Origin of the sequence: Erwinia amylovora (assembly GCF_017161565.1) — a bacterium.
GTDB classification, from domain to species: Bacteria; Pseudomonadota; Gammaproteobacteria; order Enterobacterales; family Enterobacteriaceae; genus Erwinia; species Erwinia amylovora.
In genome coordinates this window covers 591,275-607,151 of the sequence record NZ_CP066796.1, presented here as the reverse complement: position 1 = coordinate 607,151, position 15,877 = coordinate 591,275, and the positions used below count along the sequence as shown (strand labels likewise).

General features: G+C 55.4%; 14 protein-coding genes and 1 pseudogene. 9 read left to right on the top strand and 6 right to left on the bottom strand.

Features of this window, described 5'->3' with window-relative positions:
- The first annotated feature begins 6 nt into the window (after positions 1–6).
- From sctS to JGC47_RS02725, 5 genes and pseudogenes are all read left to right on the top strand, one after another.
- Complete coding sequence (gene sctS, locus JGC47_RS02745) at positions 7–267, top strand: type III secretion system export apparatus subunit SctS (RefSeq protein ID WP_004155341.1); 261 nt, start codon at positions 7–9, stop codon at positions 265–267.
- 1 nt (position 268) lies between these two features.
- Positions 269–1,066: a type III secretion system export apparatus subunit SctT gene (gene sctT, locus JGC47_RS02740; RefSeq protein WP_004155340.1), complete on the top strand. Its 798-nt coding sequence runs from the start codon at positions 269–271 to the stop codon at positions 1,064–1,066.
- A 1-nt stretch (position 1,067) separates the two neighbouring features.
- Positions 1,068–2,150, top strand: coding sequence for a type III secretion system export apparatus subunit SctU (gene sctU / locus JGC47_RS02735; protein WP_004155339.1), 1,083 nt, complete (start codon positions 1,068–1,070; stop codon positions 2,148–2,150).
- A 61-nt stretch (positions 2,151–2,211) separates the two neighbouring features.
- Positions 2,212–2,631 (top strand): GNAT family N-acetyltransferase, encoded by a 420-nt coding sequence (locus tag JGC47_RS02730; protein WP_004155338.1) that lies wholly within the window; start codon positions 2,212–2,214, stop codon positions 2,629–2,631.
- 55 nt (positions 2,632–2,686) lie between these two features.
- Positions 2,687–3,071 (top strand): annotated as a pseudogene (locus tag JGC47_RS02725) (acyl-CoA thioesterase).
- Positions 3,072–3,144: 73 nt separating this feature from the next.
- Here the strand turns inward: JGC47_RS02725 and JGC47_RS02720 are convergent.
- The 5 genes from JGC47_RS02720 to JGC47_RS02700 form a co-directional block, all read right to left on the bottom strand.
- Positions 3,145–4,389, bottom strand: a complete 1,245-nt coding sequence (locus tag JGC47_RS02720) for an ATP-grasp domain-containing protein (protein ID WP_004155336.1) — start codon at positions 4,387–4,389, stop codon at positions 3,145–3,147.
- Between the two features lie 40 nt (positions 4,390–4,429).
- Complete coding sequence (locus JGC47_RS02715) at positions 4,430–5,677, bottom strand: ATP-grasp domain-containing protein (RefSeq protein WP_004155335.1); 1,248 nt, start codon at positions 5,675–5,677, stop codon at positions 4,430–4,432.
- A gap of 126 nt (positions 5,678–5,803) precedes the next feature.
- Positions 5,804–6,904: a hypothetical protein gene (locus JGC47_RS02710; RefSeq protein ID WP_004155334.1), complete on the bottom strand. Its 1,101-nt coding sequence runs from the start codon at positions 6,902–6,904 to the stop codon at positions 5,804–5,806.
- Positions 6,905–7,118: 214 nt separating this feature from the next.
- On the bottom strand, positions 7,119–9,407 hold the full coding sequence (locus JGC47_RS02705; RefSeq protein WP_004155333.1) for a type III effector HrpK domain-containing protein: 2,289 nt from the start codon (positions 9,405–9,407) through the stop codon (positions 7,119–7,121).
- A 181-nt stretch (positions 9,408–9,588) separates the two neighbouring features.
- Positions 9,589–10,050, bottom strand: a complete 462-nt coding sequence (locus tag JGC47_RS02700; RefSeq protein WP_004155332.1) for a VirK family protein — start codon at positions 10,048–10,050, stop codon at positions 9,589–9,591.
- 358 nt (positions 10,051–10,408) lie between these two features.
- On the opposite strand from JGC47_RS02700, the gene ivy reads away from it, so the two are divergent.
- Positions 10,409–10,855, top strand: a complete 447-nt coding sequence (gene ivy, locus JGC47_RS02695; RefSeq protein ID WP_004155331.1) for an Ivy family C-type lysozyme inhibitor — start codon at positions 10,409–10,411, stop codon at positions 10,853–10,855.
- Positions 10,856–10,859: 4 nt separating this feature from the next.
- Here ivy and ampC read toward each other — a convergent pair whose 3' ends face one another.
- Positions 10,860–12,077, bottom strand: a complete 1,218-nt coding sequence (gene ampC / locus JGC47_RS02690) for a class C beta-lactamase (RefSeq protein WP_013036241.1) — start codon at positions 12,075–12,077, stop codon at positions 10,860–10,862.
- A gap of 125 nt (positions 12,078–12,202) precedes the next feature.
- On the opposite strand from ampC, the gene ampR reads away from it, so the two are divergent.
- From ampR to JGC47_RS02675, 3 genes are all read left to right on the top strand, one after another.
- Complete coding sequence (gene ampR, locus JGC47_RS02685; RefSeq protein ID WP_099258394.1) at positions 12,203–13,099, top strand: LysR family transcriptional regulator AmpR; 897 nt, start codon at positions 12,203–12,205, stop codon at positions 13,097–13,099.
- A gap of 303 nt (positions 13,100–13,402) precedes the next feature.
- Entirely contained in the window at positions 13,403–15,556 is a 2,154-nt protein-coding gene (locus JGC47_RS02680) for a carbon starvation CstA family protein (RefSeq protein ID WP_004155326.1), read from the top strand.
- Between the two features lie 45 nt (positions 15,557–15,601).
- Positions 15,602–15,805, top strand: a complete 204-nt coding sequence (locus JGC47_RS02675; protein WP_004155323.1) for a YbdD/YjiX family protein — start codon at positions 15,602–15,604, stop codon at positions 15,803–15,805.
- Positions 15,806–15,877: the final 72 nt, after the last annotated feature.

Sequence of the window (15,877 nt, the reverse complement as noted above, 5' to 3'; positions counted from 1 at the left end):
GTAAGAATGGACATACTGAATCTGTTCAAGCAGGCGATGCTGCTGGTGGTCTTGCTTTCCGCACCGCCGCTGCTGGTGGCGGTGATCGTCGGCGTACTGGTTTCGCTGCTCCAGGCGGTGATGCAGTTGCAGGATCAAACCCTGCCGTTCGCCATTAAGCTGGTGGCGGTGGGCATTGCGCTGGCGCTTAGCGGCCGTTGGATCGGCGTGGAGCTGCTTGAGCTGGCGCAGCAGGCCTTTACCATGATCCCGCAGACCAGGGCATAGTATGAGCAGCGATGCCATCCATACGGTGTATCAATTTCTCTTCGCGCTGACGCTGGGGGCCGCACGTATTTACCCTTGCCTGATCCTGATGCCGGTCTTTTCCTTCAATATCCTCAAAGGCATGGTACGTACCGGCGTGGTGCTGGCATTGTCGCTGATGCCCGCCATCGGCCTGCAGGCGCAGCTGGCGGTACAGATGCCCGACTGGCCGCAGCTGATTGGCCTGATACTGAAAGAAGTGACCATCGGCATCCTGCTGGGATTGCTGCTCGGCATGCCGTTTTGGCTGTTTCAGTCAGCAGGAGCGCTGTTTGATAACCAGCGTGGCGCGCTGATCGGCGGCCAGCTTAACCCGGCGCTGGGCAGTGACGTCACCCCGCTTGGCCTGTTGCTGCAACAGACGCTGATCCTGCTACTGATACTCGGCATCGGGTTAAGCGGCATCACGCAGATTATCTGGGACAGTTACCGCATCTGGCCGGTGCTGCAATGGCTGCCGTTGCCGCATGAAGAGGGATTTAAACAGTATCTTGCGCTGCTGGCGGATACCTTCACGCATATCATTATTTATGCCGGTCCGCTGGTTGCCCTGCTGCTGCTGCTGGATTTCAGCATTGCCATCCTCAGTCTTTACAGCCCGCAGCTGCAGGTTTTTGTACTGTCCGTACCGGCCAAGTGCCTGGTCGGCCTGCTGTTCTTTGTGCTTTACATTCCCACGCTGAACGCGCTGGGCGAAGACCGCATACTGCAACTGCGCGATCTCAGTAAGCTGTTGCCGTTAATACTCGGGGGACACTAGCTTGGCAGAAAAAACGGAAAAACCCACGGCGAAAAAGCTACAGGATGCGCGCCGCAAAGGTCAGGTCCCGCAAAGCCAGGATGTGCCGAAGCTGCTGATTTGCGCCGGGGTGGTGGAAACCGTGCTGGCGCTGGACGATGTCGGTATGCAAAAGCTTCAGGCGCTGATGATGCTGCCGCTGGCGCGGATTGGTCAGCCCTTTGAACTGGCGTTAAGCGAGGTGGTGAGCAGCGCCATAATACTGGTGGCGACTTTCTGCGGCCTGACGGTGGCGATAGCGGCGCTGCTGCGCATCATCGGTGGCTGGATCCAGTACGGCCCGCTGTTTGCCCCGGAGGCGCTGCAGCCGGATTTCAACCGCCTGAACCCGATCAATCAGTTCAAGCAAATGTTTTCCGTAAAAAAACTCAGTGAAATGCTTAACAGCATCGTGAAGGCCGTGGCCATCTGCACCATTTTTTATCTGGTGCTGACGCCGGACCTCGAATCACTGTCCCGTCTGGCTTATGGCGATCTCGACAGCTTCTGGCCCGCCGTAGAAACGCTGTTGATCCACGTTTCTCGCCAGACGCTGCTGACATTGCTGGTACTGACGCTGCTGGACTTCGGCCTGCAAAAATACTTTTTCATCAAACAGCAGCGCATGAGCCATCAGGACATTCGCGATGAACACAAACAGTCCGAAGGCGATCCGCATATGAAAGGCCACCGTCATGCGCTGGCGCATGAGCTGCTTAATCAGCCGGCGACGGCGGTCAAGAGCAAGCCGGTAGAAGAAGCCGACCTGCTGCTGGTCAATCCCACGCACTATGCGGTTGCGCTCTATTATCGCCCGGAGCTGACCCCGCTGCCGCGTATTATTTGTAAGGGGGAGGATCAGCAGGCTAAAGAGCTGATTGCCCGCGCGCAGCAGGCCAATATCCCGGTTATCCGCTTTATCTGGCTGGCGCGCACGCTTTACCGCTCCCAGGAGGGGCAGCTGATCCCACGCCATACGTTGCAGGCGGTAGCCCAGGTTTACCGCGTGCTGCGTCAGCTGGAAGACCAGATAACCGATGAGGTGATCGAACTGGAAGCCGAATAAACGGAACTATTACCTGCCGTTCGCCACCTATTCCCGGAATAATGCGCGAGGAAACCGGCCGATGAATATGTTAGTGACTGCCACGCCACATCATGACGATGTTAACCATATCCGCCAGAAGCTGATGGCGTTTAACGCACAGTACGTCGATGTCAACCAGGTCAGAGACCTTGCCGTCTTTATCGATGATGACAGCGGCAACAAAATAGCCGGGCTGCTCGCCACCACCTGGGGAAACTGGATGCATATTCATTTTTTATGGGTGGAAGAGGCGCTACGCGGCAGCGGCCACGGAGCCAGGTTGCTACAGGCAGCAGAGCTTGAAGCCACCGTACGCGGCTGTCAGCGCGCGTGCGTGGACACCTTCAGCTTCCAGGCGCGGGAGTTTTATGAAAAGCAGGGCTACCGGCTGCAAATGACGCTGGAACAGATGCCGGTTCATCATCGTCAGCATTATCTGATTAAGCAGCTTAGCGGTTAGACGCGATGCCTTACTCTTGTTAACCTGTTCTGAATGAAGCAATTAAGGAACAAACATGTTTTGCAAACACTATGACGTTGACCCGAACCATGTCGATTTCCAGGGCGTGGTCGATGGCCTTTACTATCCGTTTTATTTTGAATGGGCGCGTCATGCTTACATGGCAGAAGCGCTGGGGCTGGATCTCGAAGAGGAGTTTAAGCAGGGACGTATTCATATGCTGCTGGAATATACCCTCAAATTTAAGAAAAGCCTGAAAGCCGGGGATAAGGTAGAGGTCACCTGCCAGCCGCTGAAGAATGAAAAACGTAGCCGGGTGAATTTTTGCTCAACAAATCCTGGTCAACAACGTGGTTTACGCGGAGGCGTTATTTACCGCCACCTGTTTGATCAACGGCCGCCCCGGTGTGCCCGCCAGCCTGGCTGAAATCATTGAATAAGCCAGATCTGCACTGACTGACGGCATCCCCGGCCGCTGCATCGCGCGCCGGGGAACGGTAAACCTGACATTTATTAGCGCGGCTCGGCGTAAACCCGGTACTCCTCCACTATCCGTTTCAGATCTCGCGCCACTCCGCTTCGGTCACCGCTGAAGACAAAAACGCCCATACTGTCCTTGTGGCAGTAGAATTCACCGGAGGCGATATCGCCGCGATGCAGGGTTTTGTGCATCTTCAAGGTTGGCACGCGGTCGATGCCCGGCAGCGCAACCTCGGTCACATAAAGCGTCTCTTCGGCGCAATGTCTTTTAGGAAACATCATATAGCCATAAGCTTGCGCCTGGCGCCCAAAATGAAGATCGCCGACCAGCCCCAGCTGTGCCGCCAGGTGTACCAGGCCCAGATCCAGGTTAAGCCCCCAGGCAAATTGTACCATCTCAATGGTTGAGCCACTGCCGGGCCGAAAAGCAATCTCAAGTAGCTCGGCGCCTTCGCCCGCATCGCCAAAAGCTTCTATATGGTAAACGCCATCGGGGCCATCGAAAGCCGACAATACCCGCTCGGTAAAAGGACGCCAGATGCACTGGAGATCGTCATCGGTTACGGAGAGAAACCCCAGCGGGCATTCGTTAAGGTAGTCGATGGGTTTTCCGATATATTCTCCTACCGACAGAAACGCCAGGCGTCCTTGCAGCACGATGGCATCTATCTGATAGATGGGCTGCGGATTGTAACTTTCAATAAAGTATTGCTGCTCATCCATGTCGCGATATTCATCAACGTCAGCGATAGTGACTGCGGCCAGCTGGCTGGCATCGCTGATGATCCTCACCCCGACCGAACCCGCCAGAGAACGCGGTTTCAGAATAAGCGGAAACGTCGCCTTTCCCTGGTGGATCTCATCCATGCTGATTTCTCGCGCCGTAGCAATGCCCGCCCGTTGAGCAATCTGCTTCATACGTTTTTTGTCACGAAAACGGGTCGCCACATCGAACGTCAGCCCCGGCAGCTGCCAGCGCTCGTTAGCCCATGCAGCGATGTAAACCGCAAACTCGTCATTGGGAATGACCGCCGTGACGCTATACGCCTGTGCAATTTGGTTGAAAGCCTCTTCGACTTCGCTGTGCACGGCGAAGTCTTTGATGACAAAGGTTCCCTCGCGCTGCAGATCTTCTCCGGCCTGACCCTGCAGATCCTCCAGCAGCCAGATAAACTGCCAGTTGGCGATCGGGTAACGCTGTTGGATCCTGCTCACCGCCTGAGCCACATCCAGTTCGGAAGAGACGATCAAAATGGTATGTGATTGTTTTGTGTCCATGTCCTGTCACCGTTTCCTGATGCAAAATGAATGACAGCCCTTAACAGGCGGTCGGTTTTTCCGCCGCAACCTGTACCTCATAATGGGCCTTGATGTATGTCACATCCTGCGCCACCCGATCGCGGTCACCACAAAACATAAAACCCCCCAGCGAATCCGTGTAGCAGTGAAATTCCCCTGATGCGACATCGCCGATGGCGGGTACCTGATGGATCCTCAGGGTGGGCATGTTTTCGAGCGGGGGCAGAGCAACCCCGGTGACATACAGCGCCTCAGTCGCCAGGTGCTTTTTAGGGAAGGTCATAAAACCAAATGCCTCTTCTTTACGCTGGACGGCGATCGCATCAATCAGCCCCAGCTGCGCAGCAAGATGGATAAACCTCAGATCCAGCCCAAATACCATGTCGATCATTTCGACGAGGCCTGCACCTCCCGGACGCCAGGCGATTTCCAGCAGCTCCGGGCCTGAACCCGAATCAGCGAAGGCTTCTATATGAAAAACCCCATCGGGCGCATCGAAGGCGGTTAACACGCTTTCAGTGAAGGCCCGCCAGGTTTCTTCAATAGCCCTATCGCCTGTCGATAGTAAACCAACCGGTTTTTCATGCAGGAAGCCAAGCGGCGTGCCCCAATATTCGCCGACGGAAATAAACGCCAGCTCACCGTTGAGGACCACGCAGTCAATATGGTAAATGGCACCGGGGTTGTACTCTTCAATAAAGCACTGTTTTTCATCCATATCGCGGTACTCGGCCAGCCAGTTGACGTCCATCGCATAAAGCTGCTCCGCTTCAGTGATGATCCTGATGCCAATTGAGCCAGCCATAGAACGCGGTTTGACAACAACCGGGTACTGCACACGGCCGTTTTCAATGTCGTCTAAGGTGATTTCCCGCGCCGTCTTAATACCGGCCTGCTGAGCAATCTCTTTCATGCGCTTCTTATCACGAAACTTGCGCGCTACCTCACGGGTCAGGCCAGGCAGCGCCCAGAGATCGTTGGCTAAAGCGGCGGGATATACGGAGAATTCATCGCAGGGAATAACCATTGAGACCGCATGCTGGCGGGCGATATTATCCAGCGTCGCCTCAATATCCGACGCCGCGGAAAAATCGCGCACGATGAAATTTTCAGGGCACTTTAATTCATCCCGGGCCACGCCCAGATAATCTTCTGTCAGATAGATAAAATGCCACCCCTCCAGGCCGTATGCTGCTTTGACGGTGTCAACCGTATGCGCAGCATTCAGTTCGGAAGAGACGATTAGTACTGTTTTAGTGGGTTGCATTTCGAGGCCTTTGGTGCGTATCAGATGGCGATAAAAGCTTTCATCCGGCAGGGCCGCACGGCCCTGCCGGATACCCCATGCGCTTTACCGTCAGCCCGGGGCTGACGGAGATGCCGCATCAACGTCTCAGATATAGCTTTTCAGGCTTCCGCTACGTTTGACATCCAGCGTGGCGCAGTGGAATGACCCGCCGAAGGTCTGAAAATGTTTGAACGGGCAGAGGATGGTTTTGAAACCCCACTGACGGAAAGCGGAAATCAACGCTTCTTCATCTTCCTCGACGATGACGGTCTTCTCATCCAGCATCAATACATTGGTGTGGATCCAGTTGGACGACATGTATAAGGGGTGATCGTCCGGCAGATTAGAGGCTGGCGGATTCAGGATTTCCCAGTCTTTGAAAATATCCGGGATCTGCGGCACCCAGCCTTTGTTGATCAATACGCGCCCCGGTGCCAGCGGCAGGATCGTCGTATCGATGTGCATCGGAGCCGGCTCATCAAACTCGTAGATATGGATGTGATAATCCGGCCCCAGGGTTCTGCGCAACCATTCAATCCCCTTCTTGTTGGTCGCGTGGCTACGCTGCCCGATAATATCCCGGCCCATCTTCATAAAGTCGGCCGCGTCGAAAAGCGGCTCAACTTCGGTGATGATCGAACGGAACGGAAATTCTTGTTCGAAATCAAAATCCTTCTCCCACACATCGTCCGACAGCATCGGCTTGGGAGCAGCGATCCACTCGGCGCCACGCGTGAAATAGTCGTTCAGTATGTCGCGAAAGGCGAAGGTCTCGAAATAGCGGCTGCGCCATGACATCGGGACTTCAATGATTTTCTTGCCGATGGCAAAAAGACAGTCCCTTGGCATGGCTGAATAAAAAGTGCCCCCGGTGGTGAAATGCGGCGTCATGATCGGCTGGTGGTGATTTGACTCATTAGGCCTTTTTACCCGGATGCCTTCGGCTTGCAGGATTTGAGCCAGGGTCTCAACTTCTTGCCGGGCTTTGATCAGCAGTTCTTCCGGGAAGCGTTTACCGGAGTAGGTCTGAAAAAAATCATGGTTCTCTTCAGGAATGATGGCTTTTAAGCTTTTGTCCCAGTCAGGTACGCGAATATCATCCATGATCCCGACGATGACTTCTTCCAGCGGGTCCCATTCTGTATAGACTTCAACAGGGCTTGGACTATGTGAAAAATAAGATGGCTCTTCTTTTTGATAATGCATTTTCTACCTTGAATTTATTGATTTATTCGAACTTATCACCGAATAACCCGGCAATCTGGCGTTGTGGAATTTAAGCAAACGGGCTGTTAAGCCTCATCTGTGTGTGCTTAAACGAAGTCGGGTTCCGAAGTGAGTTTTTTTTAGGAAATATCCAGACAGCAGAGATAATCGCCAGCCTTGCCATACGGATGCCCTTCCCTGGGCTGTCGGCGCGTCAGTGCGCGCGGGGGATGCCGAACCGATCCAGTGTCGGATCGACATTATGGTCAAAACGCTTCTGCTCTTTATGCTTATTCACCGCACCGACGATGGAACTGATGCCGAAACCCAGCGCCAGCGCGCCGTCGACAACCCAGCCCAGCGGCCCTGCTGCCGCCCCGATGGCGCTGGCCGCCGCCATGCCGCTGGCTTCTCCGGCTACCATCCCCACCGCTCGTCCCGCCGCCATGCCTGCCATGCGCCCGAAGCTGGCAGTGACGCCCCTTCCGGCGCTTTTCAATGCGGTATCTACCCCCAGTTTGGCCAGCTCTCCGCTGCCGCGCACGCCGTCGTAAATTGCTTTAGCCGCACCGGCCTTGTCGCCGTCCGCTAACATCCCCGCCACCGAAAACAGTCCGGCAACGCCTGCGGCGCTGCCCATTCCGGTTTTCATCAGCCCCTTCATCCCGGTGAGCGGCGTATCGGTTTTATTCAGGGCATCAAGGAACTCTTTACCGCTCATTTTCTTCACATTCCCGGAGAGCAACCCTGCATCCTTCAAGGTTTTCAGCATACCCATCCCCTTCTTGCCGACCTTCAGCGCGTCGAGCACCGCTTCGGTATAGCCGTCCTCCTTCAGAGAGGTGACCCGCTGTGGCAATACCGCCTCATAAGCGCTCTTTTTTACATCGCACTGCGCCAGCAGCTGCAGCGGATCGGCATGCTTGTCTTTAATGTGATCCTTGACCCAGCCCCCCTGGGCTATTTGTTGCTGCCAGGCATCCGTCAACTGCTGACCCAGCGCTGGCTGTCTGGCGACAATCTCTTTCGCCGTGGGAACGCTATCCCCACGCAGCGCCTGCTGTAAGCTCAGTTCATCATCCAGCCGCAGCAGCGCATCACTGTAATCCGCCGGCGTCTTTTTGTCTTTCTGCCCGGCCTGCAGGCGCTGCATATCGTCGCTCAGCGTCTTACCCGAGACGATCTGAGCATAACGTTTGTCGAGCGCCCGGTGCAGGCCCGGGTCGCCGTTCACCAACGCCCGGCTCTGCGCCGCTACGGCCTTTTCCAGCCAGTCGTTCACGGCCGGATCGTTTTGCAATTGGGCAATTTTCTCGTTCAGTGCCTGTTCGGTTTTTTGCGTATTATGCAGCCCGCGCCCGGCCTGTACCGTTGCCAGGGTATGTTGCAGCTTCACCATGACCGCCGCTTTTTGCGCAGCGCTGTAGTTTTCCGCATGGGTGAAGATATCCTTATCCAGAGATTTGATATCCACCCCGGCGGTGGCATTGACCAGCGATACCTGGTTTATCAGCCCGGCAAAGGCGGCACCGTTGGTCGGGGCCTGTTTCTTGATCCAGTTATCGATATTTTTCGCGTTGAAGCGGTTATCTGGCCCGTGCCGGGCCAGCTTTTTACCGCTGACGCCTCCCTGGTCAAGCTGCGCTGACAGGCCAGGTGAGGCGAAACTGCGCGCCGCCTGACGCAGTGAACCGGCCAGGCCGGGATTTTGACCGACAAGATTTTGCAGATCGTTCCCGCTCATATCCCTGCCCGCCTTGCCGTTTTCCAGCGCGGCGACCCGCACCAGCGGCTCGTTGGCGCGTAGGGTTGCCGCCTCCATCACCATCTGCCGCGAGCCTTCATCGGCATCCGGGTGTTTTTTCAGGAAATCATTGATGTCGCGATCTGCCGCATCACGCGCCTTGCTCATCCGCCTGATAAAGCCCTGGTAATCGGCGCGCGTCACTTTTCCGTCCGGATTATCGCCGTGCTGACCTGCATCAATGGCATTTTTCAGCGCCGGATTGGCGTCAATATAGGCCCGGGCGCGTTGAGCATCTGGCCCGCCGTCCAGCACCATCTGCGCCGCAGCCAGCGGGCGGTTAAGTTCTTTTTCCGCCTGCAGGCGCTGCCCGGGCGCGAGGTTAGCCACCATCGGCTGCCATTTGACCAATTTGTCAGGCGATGACAGGGATGAATTATCAAGAAAATCGGCCGAATTTTCTGCGCTGGCCGACGGGCCGGATGATGTTGCCACCGCCGGGCTGTTTGCCTGTGGCGGCGCTTTTACGCCAGCGGAGGGCTTCGCGGCCTCCCCCCGTTGGGCGCTGGCCGCTTGCAGGATGGCTTTGATCAACCCGGTTAAGGTCGCGGTCACCACCGCATCCTGTTGTTGACCGGGCGCGGCACCAAACTGGATATTCTGCCCCGAAGGGTTTTTTGCCGCAGCCTGCGGCGCTGCTATCTCCGGCGGTATTGCTGTGCTGTGGCGGTAAAAAGACGATGGAGACGAAATGCGCATACTGGTTTCCCCAAAAAAGGCCATCTGGCCTGTCACGACGACAATTTTTTTTCCGGATATTATGTCGTGTGAAGGAGTTTTGAGTTCCAGGAGTTTTGAGATGATGACCAGCACACCGTATCAGCATGCAACATGCAAACCATCGACTGCCAGCAAGGGGCTGGCAGTCAAACAATGGGGCTTATGGCGCGGTGTAAAATTGCGCGCCGCTGCCGATTTTGCAGTTCCAGCTGACGGGGGAAAAGACCTTTTCCTGCTGCTCGCCGGGGAATGAGGCCGTGGCTGGATATCTTTTGGTGTCGATAAGCAGATGGTTATCCGGCATAATTTTGTAACGGGTAAATTCCACTTGCGGTGCGCCTTCTTTATCGCTCAGCCGCTGATGATAGTCAGAAAAGACGATGTATTTATCATCAGGAATAAGGAAGCTGGCGATCTGTAGCCCGCCAATCATTTTAAGGCTGCGCGGTTTGCCATCGCGCTGGCCTTCACAACGGTCAAATGTCGTCACCAGCGTGACCGTTTTGCCAGTGCTCAGGGCTGATTTGACCGCCTGATAGTCATTAAGCGGGGTGGGTAATGCGGCGAGAGCCGTACTGCATGTACCCGCGAACATAGCGGCAAGAAGTGTTTTTTTGATCATAAAATATAAGCTCCAGTAAAGTGAATAGCATCTTCAGTAACCCATGCGATCCTAAAACTAGCCTGAAACAGGTATCGATGCAATATCCCCATTTGATGGGGTAAACCTTCGATAAATAATCAAAAAATGTGCCCACGCCAGCATCAGGTCATCCAATTTTTCGCGTCAGGCGCCGTTTTATATCGGGTTTAATTTTATTTATGGCATTAGCCTTTCTTTGTGGAACTTTTCTCTGCCTGTCACCACTCAATATGCCCGAGGCGAAGAAAATGCTGTTGCATTGATCGCCGCCCGGCGACATAAAAAACCTGCTACCTTAGACTGGATGTCAATCAATCCACTGCAAGGAGCTTCGGTGATGAAAAAGACACTTATTGCACTATTCCTTTCTGTCTCAACGCTGTCCGCTTACGCACAAAGCGACCTTACGGTCAGCGATCTGGCAACCCATAACGATACAAAAGCCGCGTTCAAAAAGATGGTTGGAAAACATCCGTTGCCCGGGTGGGTAACAGAGGGCGGCACCAGCTCGCCGAACCGGCAGGTTGATATTGACGGTAAGCATTTCCTGGTGTTGAACGCCTGCAAGCCGCATGACTGCGCGGCGCAGAATATTGCCGTGCTTTACTCTGCTGAAGCAAAAAAAATGGCCGGCGTGTTTTCTACCCGCGATGAGAAAGAATTCAGCCAAACGCTGCTTTGGCTGAATATTGATGACGACCTGTCCATTGATGGCAAGACGGTGCTCTTTGCTGCTTTGACGGGGAGTCTTGAAAACCACCCGGACCAGTTCAACTTTAAATGATCCTTTAATGCGGGTGACAGAATGCCGTTTTGTCACCCGCGTCTTCCTGCTTCGACTCGTCCAGCGCCTGCAGGATCTGCCAGGCGGCTGCTACGCGTTGTGGATTAGGGTAATTCTTGTTAGCCAGCATCACAATGCCCAACTGCTTCTCGGGAATAAAAGCGATATAGGCCCCAAAGCCGTTAGTACTACCGGTTTTATGTACCCAGGAGGAAGCAACGGCAGATTGAGGGGCTTTCAACGCGGTAGCAGGCCAGGCGTGCAGGGCGATATCATTTCCGCTGCCGGCAATCACCTCGTCAGGCGAGATCGGCCAGTTAACCATTTCCCATCCCAGCCCCTGGTACATGTTGCCGACGCGGTAATAACGCGTTTGTGCGCTGACAATCGCCTTTGCTAATTCCTTGTTGTCAGAGGATAAGCTCGCCGGATTGATGTTTGCCTGCATATATTTCACCAGATCCCCGGTGCTGGATTTCACCCCATAGGCTTCAGCTGCCAACATCCCCGGCGTGACGCGCACCGGCTGCCCGTCCTTATAGCCCCACGCGTAGTCGGCCTGCGCCGATGGCGGAACTGTGATAAAAGTCCGGGTTAACTTTAGCGGCTGAAACACCGATGTATTCAGGTAGTCAGCAAAGCTTAATCCGCTGTTCTTCACCGCCAGTGCGCCAAACAGGCCAATACTGGCATTGGAATAATTACGCATGGTGCCTGCCGGCCACTGCGGCTGCCACTGCTGAAAATAGTGTTGCAGAGAGGCTGTATCGGTAACCTCATCCGGCAGCTGCAGCGGCAGGCCGCCTGCGGTGTAAGTCGCCAGATTAAGCAGGGTTATCTTCTGCCACTGCGCGCCATTAAGTTCAGGACAGTGCAGCGCCACCCTGTCATTGAGATTAATCAGTCCGGTTTGTATGGCAACGCCGGCCGCCACCCCGGTGAAGGTTTTGCTCACCGAACCCAGTTCAAACAGGGTATGTTGCGTTACCGCCCGCTGATGCTCAGTTTCCGCCACGCCGTAGTTAAAAAACTGCGGCTGCCCCTGATACAACACCGCCACCGCCATGCCGGGAATGTGCTGCTTTTCCAGCAGGGGTTTGATGGTGTCATCCACCAGCCTGGTTACCTGCTGCTGCGTCATTGGGGCAGCAACGGCGCTAAACCAGGGGGTTACGGCAAGCGCGGTGCACAGCAGAAGCGTAGTGCGCGTTTTTTTCTTCATCGGGTGATCTTCCATTGGGTAAGAGTAAGGAGGTTCCTTTTTTCCGCGAAGTGTGAACGGGTTGACCCACAGTGACAAACGATTATATTTAGCATCAGGTAATAGAAAAACTTACATGTGTGGTCATAATGCGTTCATATATCCCGCTAAATTCGCTGCGAGCCTTTGAAGCAGCTGCCAGATTATTAAGTTTTACTAAGGCTTCCAGAGAATTGAACGTGACACATGCCGCCATCAGTCAGCAGGTTAAGGCGCTGGAACAACACCTGAAATGTCAGCTGTTTATTCGTATCTCGCGCGGCCTGATGCTGACCGCTGAAGGAGAAAGCCTGCTGCCGATCCTTAACGAATCCTTCGATCGCATTGCCAATACGCTGGATCGTTTTGCCGACGGTCAGATGCGGGAAAAGATGAAAATTGGCGTGGTCGGCACGTTCGCCATTGGCTGGCTGCTGGCGCATCTGCAGGATTTTCGCCGCCTGCATCCGCATATCGACCTGCTGCTGTCAACGCACAATAACCACGTTGATAGCCTGGCCGAAGGCCTGGATTACGCCATTCGCTATGGTAATGGTGCCTGGCACGGTACCGAATCGCACTTTCTGTGCGATGCGCCGCTCTCCCCACTGTGCTGCCCGGCGCTGGGCGCACAGCTGCACGCTCCGGGCAATCTGCATAGCTTTACCCTGCTGCGATCTTACCGCCGCGATGAGTGGTCAACCTGGTTTTCTGCAGCCGGTGAACGTCTCCCCTCCCCCTCTCAACACATCATGATGTTCGACTCGTCGCTGACCATGCTGGAGGCGGCACAGGCGGGTGCGGGGATTGCGCTGGCACCGCCGACAATGTTCAGCCACCTGCTGAACAGCGGGCGCATCGTGCAGCCCTTCAGCCTGAGCATCAGCCTGGGCGGGTACTGGCTAACCCGCCTGCAATCGCGCACAGAAACCGCCGCCATGCGTGATTTTCGTGCGTGGCTGCTGGCAATCCTGAATGCTGAAGCGGCGCGACTGCCGGGCTGACAGACGTCAGTTTACCATCCGATTTCTGCCTGAGCGCCCAGCGTGAGTTGGCCGCCTGAACCATCAGGCAGGGTGGCCGTTATTTGGCGTAATGAATCTCTGTTCAGGCGTGAGATCTTCATCACAACTTTCAGGTGAAAAACCCGCGGGCAGAGCCGCCCAGCCCGATTTTTAACCGCTTATCGTGGTATTTCACCGCTTAATCAATTATTCCCCCCGCTGGCTAATGATGTTTGCCAACATATGCCTGCTATCAGCATGCATTGCTCGCTTGACTTTTTCCTGCATAAAACCGGGTTCACTATGCATAAAAATAAAATTCTTAAACATATTCCCTGGATGATCGTCGGGATCATCGCTGCCTGCTGCCTGGCCGTGGTTGCCCTGCGGCGTGGTGAGCATATCAGTGCGCTGTGGATCGTTGTGGCATCCGTCTCGGTCTATCTGGTGGCATATCGCTACTACAGCCTGTTTATCGCGCAAAGGGTCATGAAACTGGATGCGAGCCGTGCCACGCCTGCCGTGGTCAACAACGACGGGCTGAACTACGTACCCACGCACCGCAACGTATTGTTTGGTCACCACTTTGCGGCGATTGCCGGGGCGGGGCCGCTGGTTGGCCCGGTACTGGCGGCACAGATGGGTTACCTGCCCGGCGTACTGTGGCTGCTGGCTGGCGTGGTGCTGGCCGGGGCAGTACAGGATTTTATGGTGCTGTTTATCTCTTCTCGCCGCAATGGCGCATCGCTCGGCGAGATAATCAAAAATGAGATGGGCGCCATACCCGGTAGTGTCGCGCTGTTCGGCTGCTTCCTGATCATGATTATTATCCTCGCGGTGCTGGCGCTGATTGTCGTGAAGGCGTTGGCGGAAAGTCCGTGGGGCGTATTTACCGTGTGCTCAACGCTGCCGATAGCCCTGTTTATGGGCATTTATATGCGCTTTATCCGCCCCGGACGCGTGGGCGAAATTGCACTGATTGGCGTGTTACTGCTGATCGCCAGCATCTGGTTTGGCGGCGTGATTGCGCAAGATGCTTACTGGGGACCGGCGCTGACCTTTAAAGACACCACGATTACCTTCACCCTGATCGGCTACGCGTTTGTTTCTGCACTGCTGCCGGTGTGGTTAATCCTCGCCCCGCGTGACTATCTGGCGACTTTCCTGAAAATTGGCGTTATCGTCGGCCTGGCGGTCGGCATCATCATCCTGAATCCGCAGCTGAAGATGCCAGCGCTGACTCCTTTTATCGATGGGTCAGGGCCGCTATGGAAAGGCGCGCTGTTCCCGTTCCTGTTTATCACTATCGCCTGCGGCGCGGTCTCCGGTTTCCACGCCCTGATTGCCTCCGGCACCACGCCGAAGCTGCTGGCTTGTGAAAGCGATGCGCGCTTTATCGGCTACGGTGCCATGCTGATGGAATCCTTCGTCGCGGTAATGGCGCTGGTGGCCGCTTCGATTATCGAGCCAGGGCTTTACTTTGCCATGAACACGCCTCCCGCCGGGTTGGGAATTACCATGCCGAACCTGCACCAGTTGGGTGGGGCTGGTGCACCGCTGATTATGGCGCAGCTCCAGCAGGTCACCGCCCAGGCTGCGGCGACCGTCAGTTCCTGGGGCTTTGTCATCAGTCCTGAACAGATCATGCAAACCGCTAAAGACATCGGGGAGCCTTCGGTGCTTAACCGTGCCGGGGGAGCACCAACGCTGGCGGTCGGCATTGCTTACGTTTTTGACAAAATGATGCCGATCGCCGATATGGGGTTCTGGTATCACTTCGGCATTTTGTTTGAAGCCCTGTTTATCCTTACCGCGCTGGATGCCGGTACGCGCTCCGGCCGCTTTATGCTGCAGGATCTGCTGGGTCATTTTCTGCCGTTCCTGAAAAAAACCGACTCGCTGCTGGCGGGCGTCGTCAGCACGGCTGGCTGCGTGGGGCTTTGGGGTTACCTGTTGTATCAGGGCGTGGTCGATCCGCTGGGCGGTGTGAAAAGCCTGTGGCCACTGTTCGGCATTTCGAACCAGATGCTGGCCGCCGTGGCGCTGGTGCTGGCTACCGTCGTGCTGATTAAAATGAAGCGCATGCGTTACATTTGGGTAACCGTGATCCCTGCCGTCTGGCTACTTATCTGCACCACCTGGGCGCTGGGGCTGAAGCTGTTCAGCCAGAATCCACAGATGGAAGGCTTCTTCTACATGGCGGGCGAGTACCGGGCAAAAGTGGCCGCTGGCGGCGCAAATCATAGCGCCCGCGAGATTGCCGATATGCATCATATCGTGGTTAACAACTACACCAATGCCGGGCTGAGTATTCTGTTTCTGGTCGTGGTGTACAGCATTCTCTTTTACGGCATCAAAGCCTGGCTGCGCGCACGCCAGATTGACCAGCGGACAGATACTGAAACAGCCTGTGTCGCGGTGCCCGAAGAAGGGGTAGAACTCTCTTCTGGCCACTGAAAACCGCTCAACCACCCCGCCACGGCGGGGCTACAGGAAAACATCATGTTTGATCATCCAGGGGCAGCGAAAAAATATTTTGGCCAGATGGCGAGGATGCTGGTCGGCATCCCCGATTATGATACTTATGTGCTTCATATGCAGACTCATCACCCTGACCAGGCAGTCATGACCTATCAGGAGTTCTTCCGCGACCGCCAGCAGGCGCGCTATGGCGGGGATGGCAAAGGTGGGATGCGCTGTTGTTAACAGCATACGCCGATCCGCCAGGCGTTTAACGCTGACATCGTTCTGGCGCTACCCTTTGCTGGCGGTGTTTTG

Excerpts from the sequence above, each read along its gene's own strand:
- JGC47_RS02710 (WP_004155334.1), bottom strand. The coding sequence starts at position 6,904 with ATGCATTATCAAAAAGAAGAGCCATCTTATTTTTCACATAGTCCAAGC.
- JGC47_RS02700 (WP_004155332.1), bottom strand. The coding sequence starts at position 10,050 with ATGATCAAAAAAACACTTCTTGCCGCTATGTTCGCGGGTACATGCAGT.
- JGC47_RS02675 (WP_004155323.1), top strand. The coding sequence starts at position 15,602 with ATGTTTGATCATCCAGGGGCAGCGAAAAAATATTTTGGCCAGATGGCG.
- ampC (WP_013036241.1), bottom strand. The coding sequence starts at position 12,077 with ATGAAGAAAAAAACGCGCACTACGCTTCTGCTGTGCACCGCGCTTGCC.
- JGC47_RS02730 (WP_004155338.1), top strand. The coding sequence starts at position 2,212 with ATGAATATGTTAGTGACTGCCACGCCACATCATGACGATGTTAACCAT.
- JGC47_RS02715 (WP_004155335.1), bottom strand. The coding sequence starts at position 5,677 with ATGCAACCCACTAAAACAGTACTAATCGTCTCTTCCGAACTGAATGCT.
- ivy (WP_004155331.1), top strand. The coding sequence starts at position 10,409 with ATGAAAAAGACACTTATTGCACTATTCCTTTCTGTCTCAACGCTGTCC.
- JGC47_RS02705 (WP_004155333.1), bottom strand. The coding sequence starts at position 9,407 with ATGCGCATTTCGTCTCCATCGTCTTTTTACCGCCACAGCACAGCAATA.
- JGC47_RS02720 (WP_004155336.1), bottom strand. The coding sequence starts at position 4,389 with ATGGACACAAAACAATCACATACCATTTTGATCGTCTCTTCCGAACTG.
- sctT (WP_004155340.1), top strand. The coding sequence starts at position 269 with ATGAGCAGCGATGCCATCCATACGGTGTATCAATTTCTCTTCGCGCTG.
- sctS (WP_004155341.1), top strand. The coding sequence starts at position 7 with ATGGACATACTGAATCTGTTCAAGCAGGCGATGCTGCTGGTGGTCTTG.
- JGC47_RS02680 (WP_004155326.1), top strand. The coding sequence starts at position 13,403 with ATGCATAAAAATAAAATTCTTAAACATATTCCCTGGATGATCGTCGGG.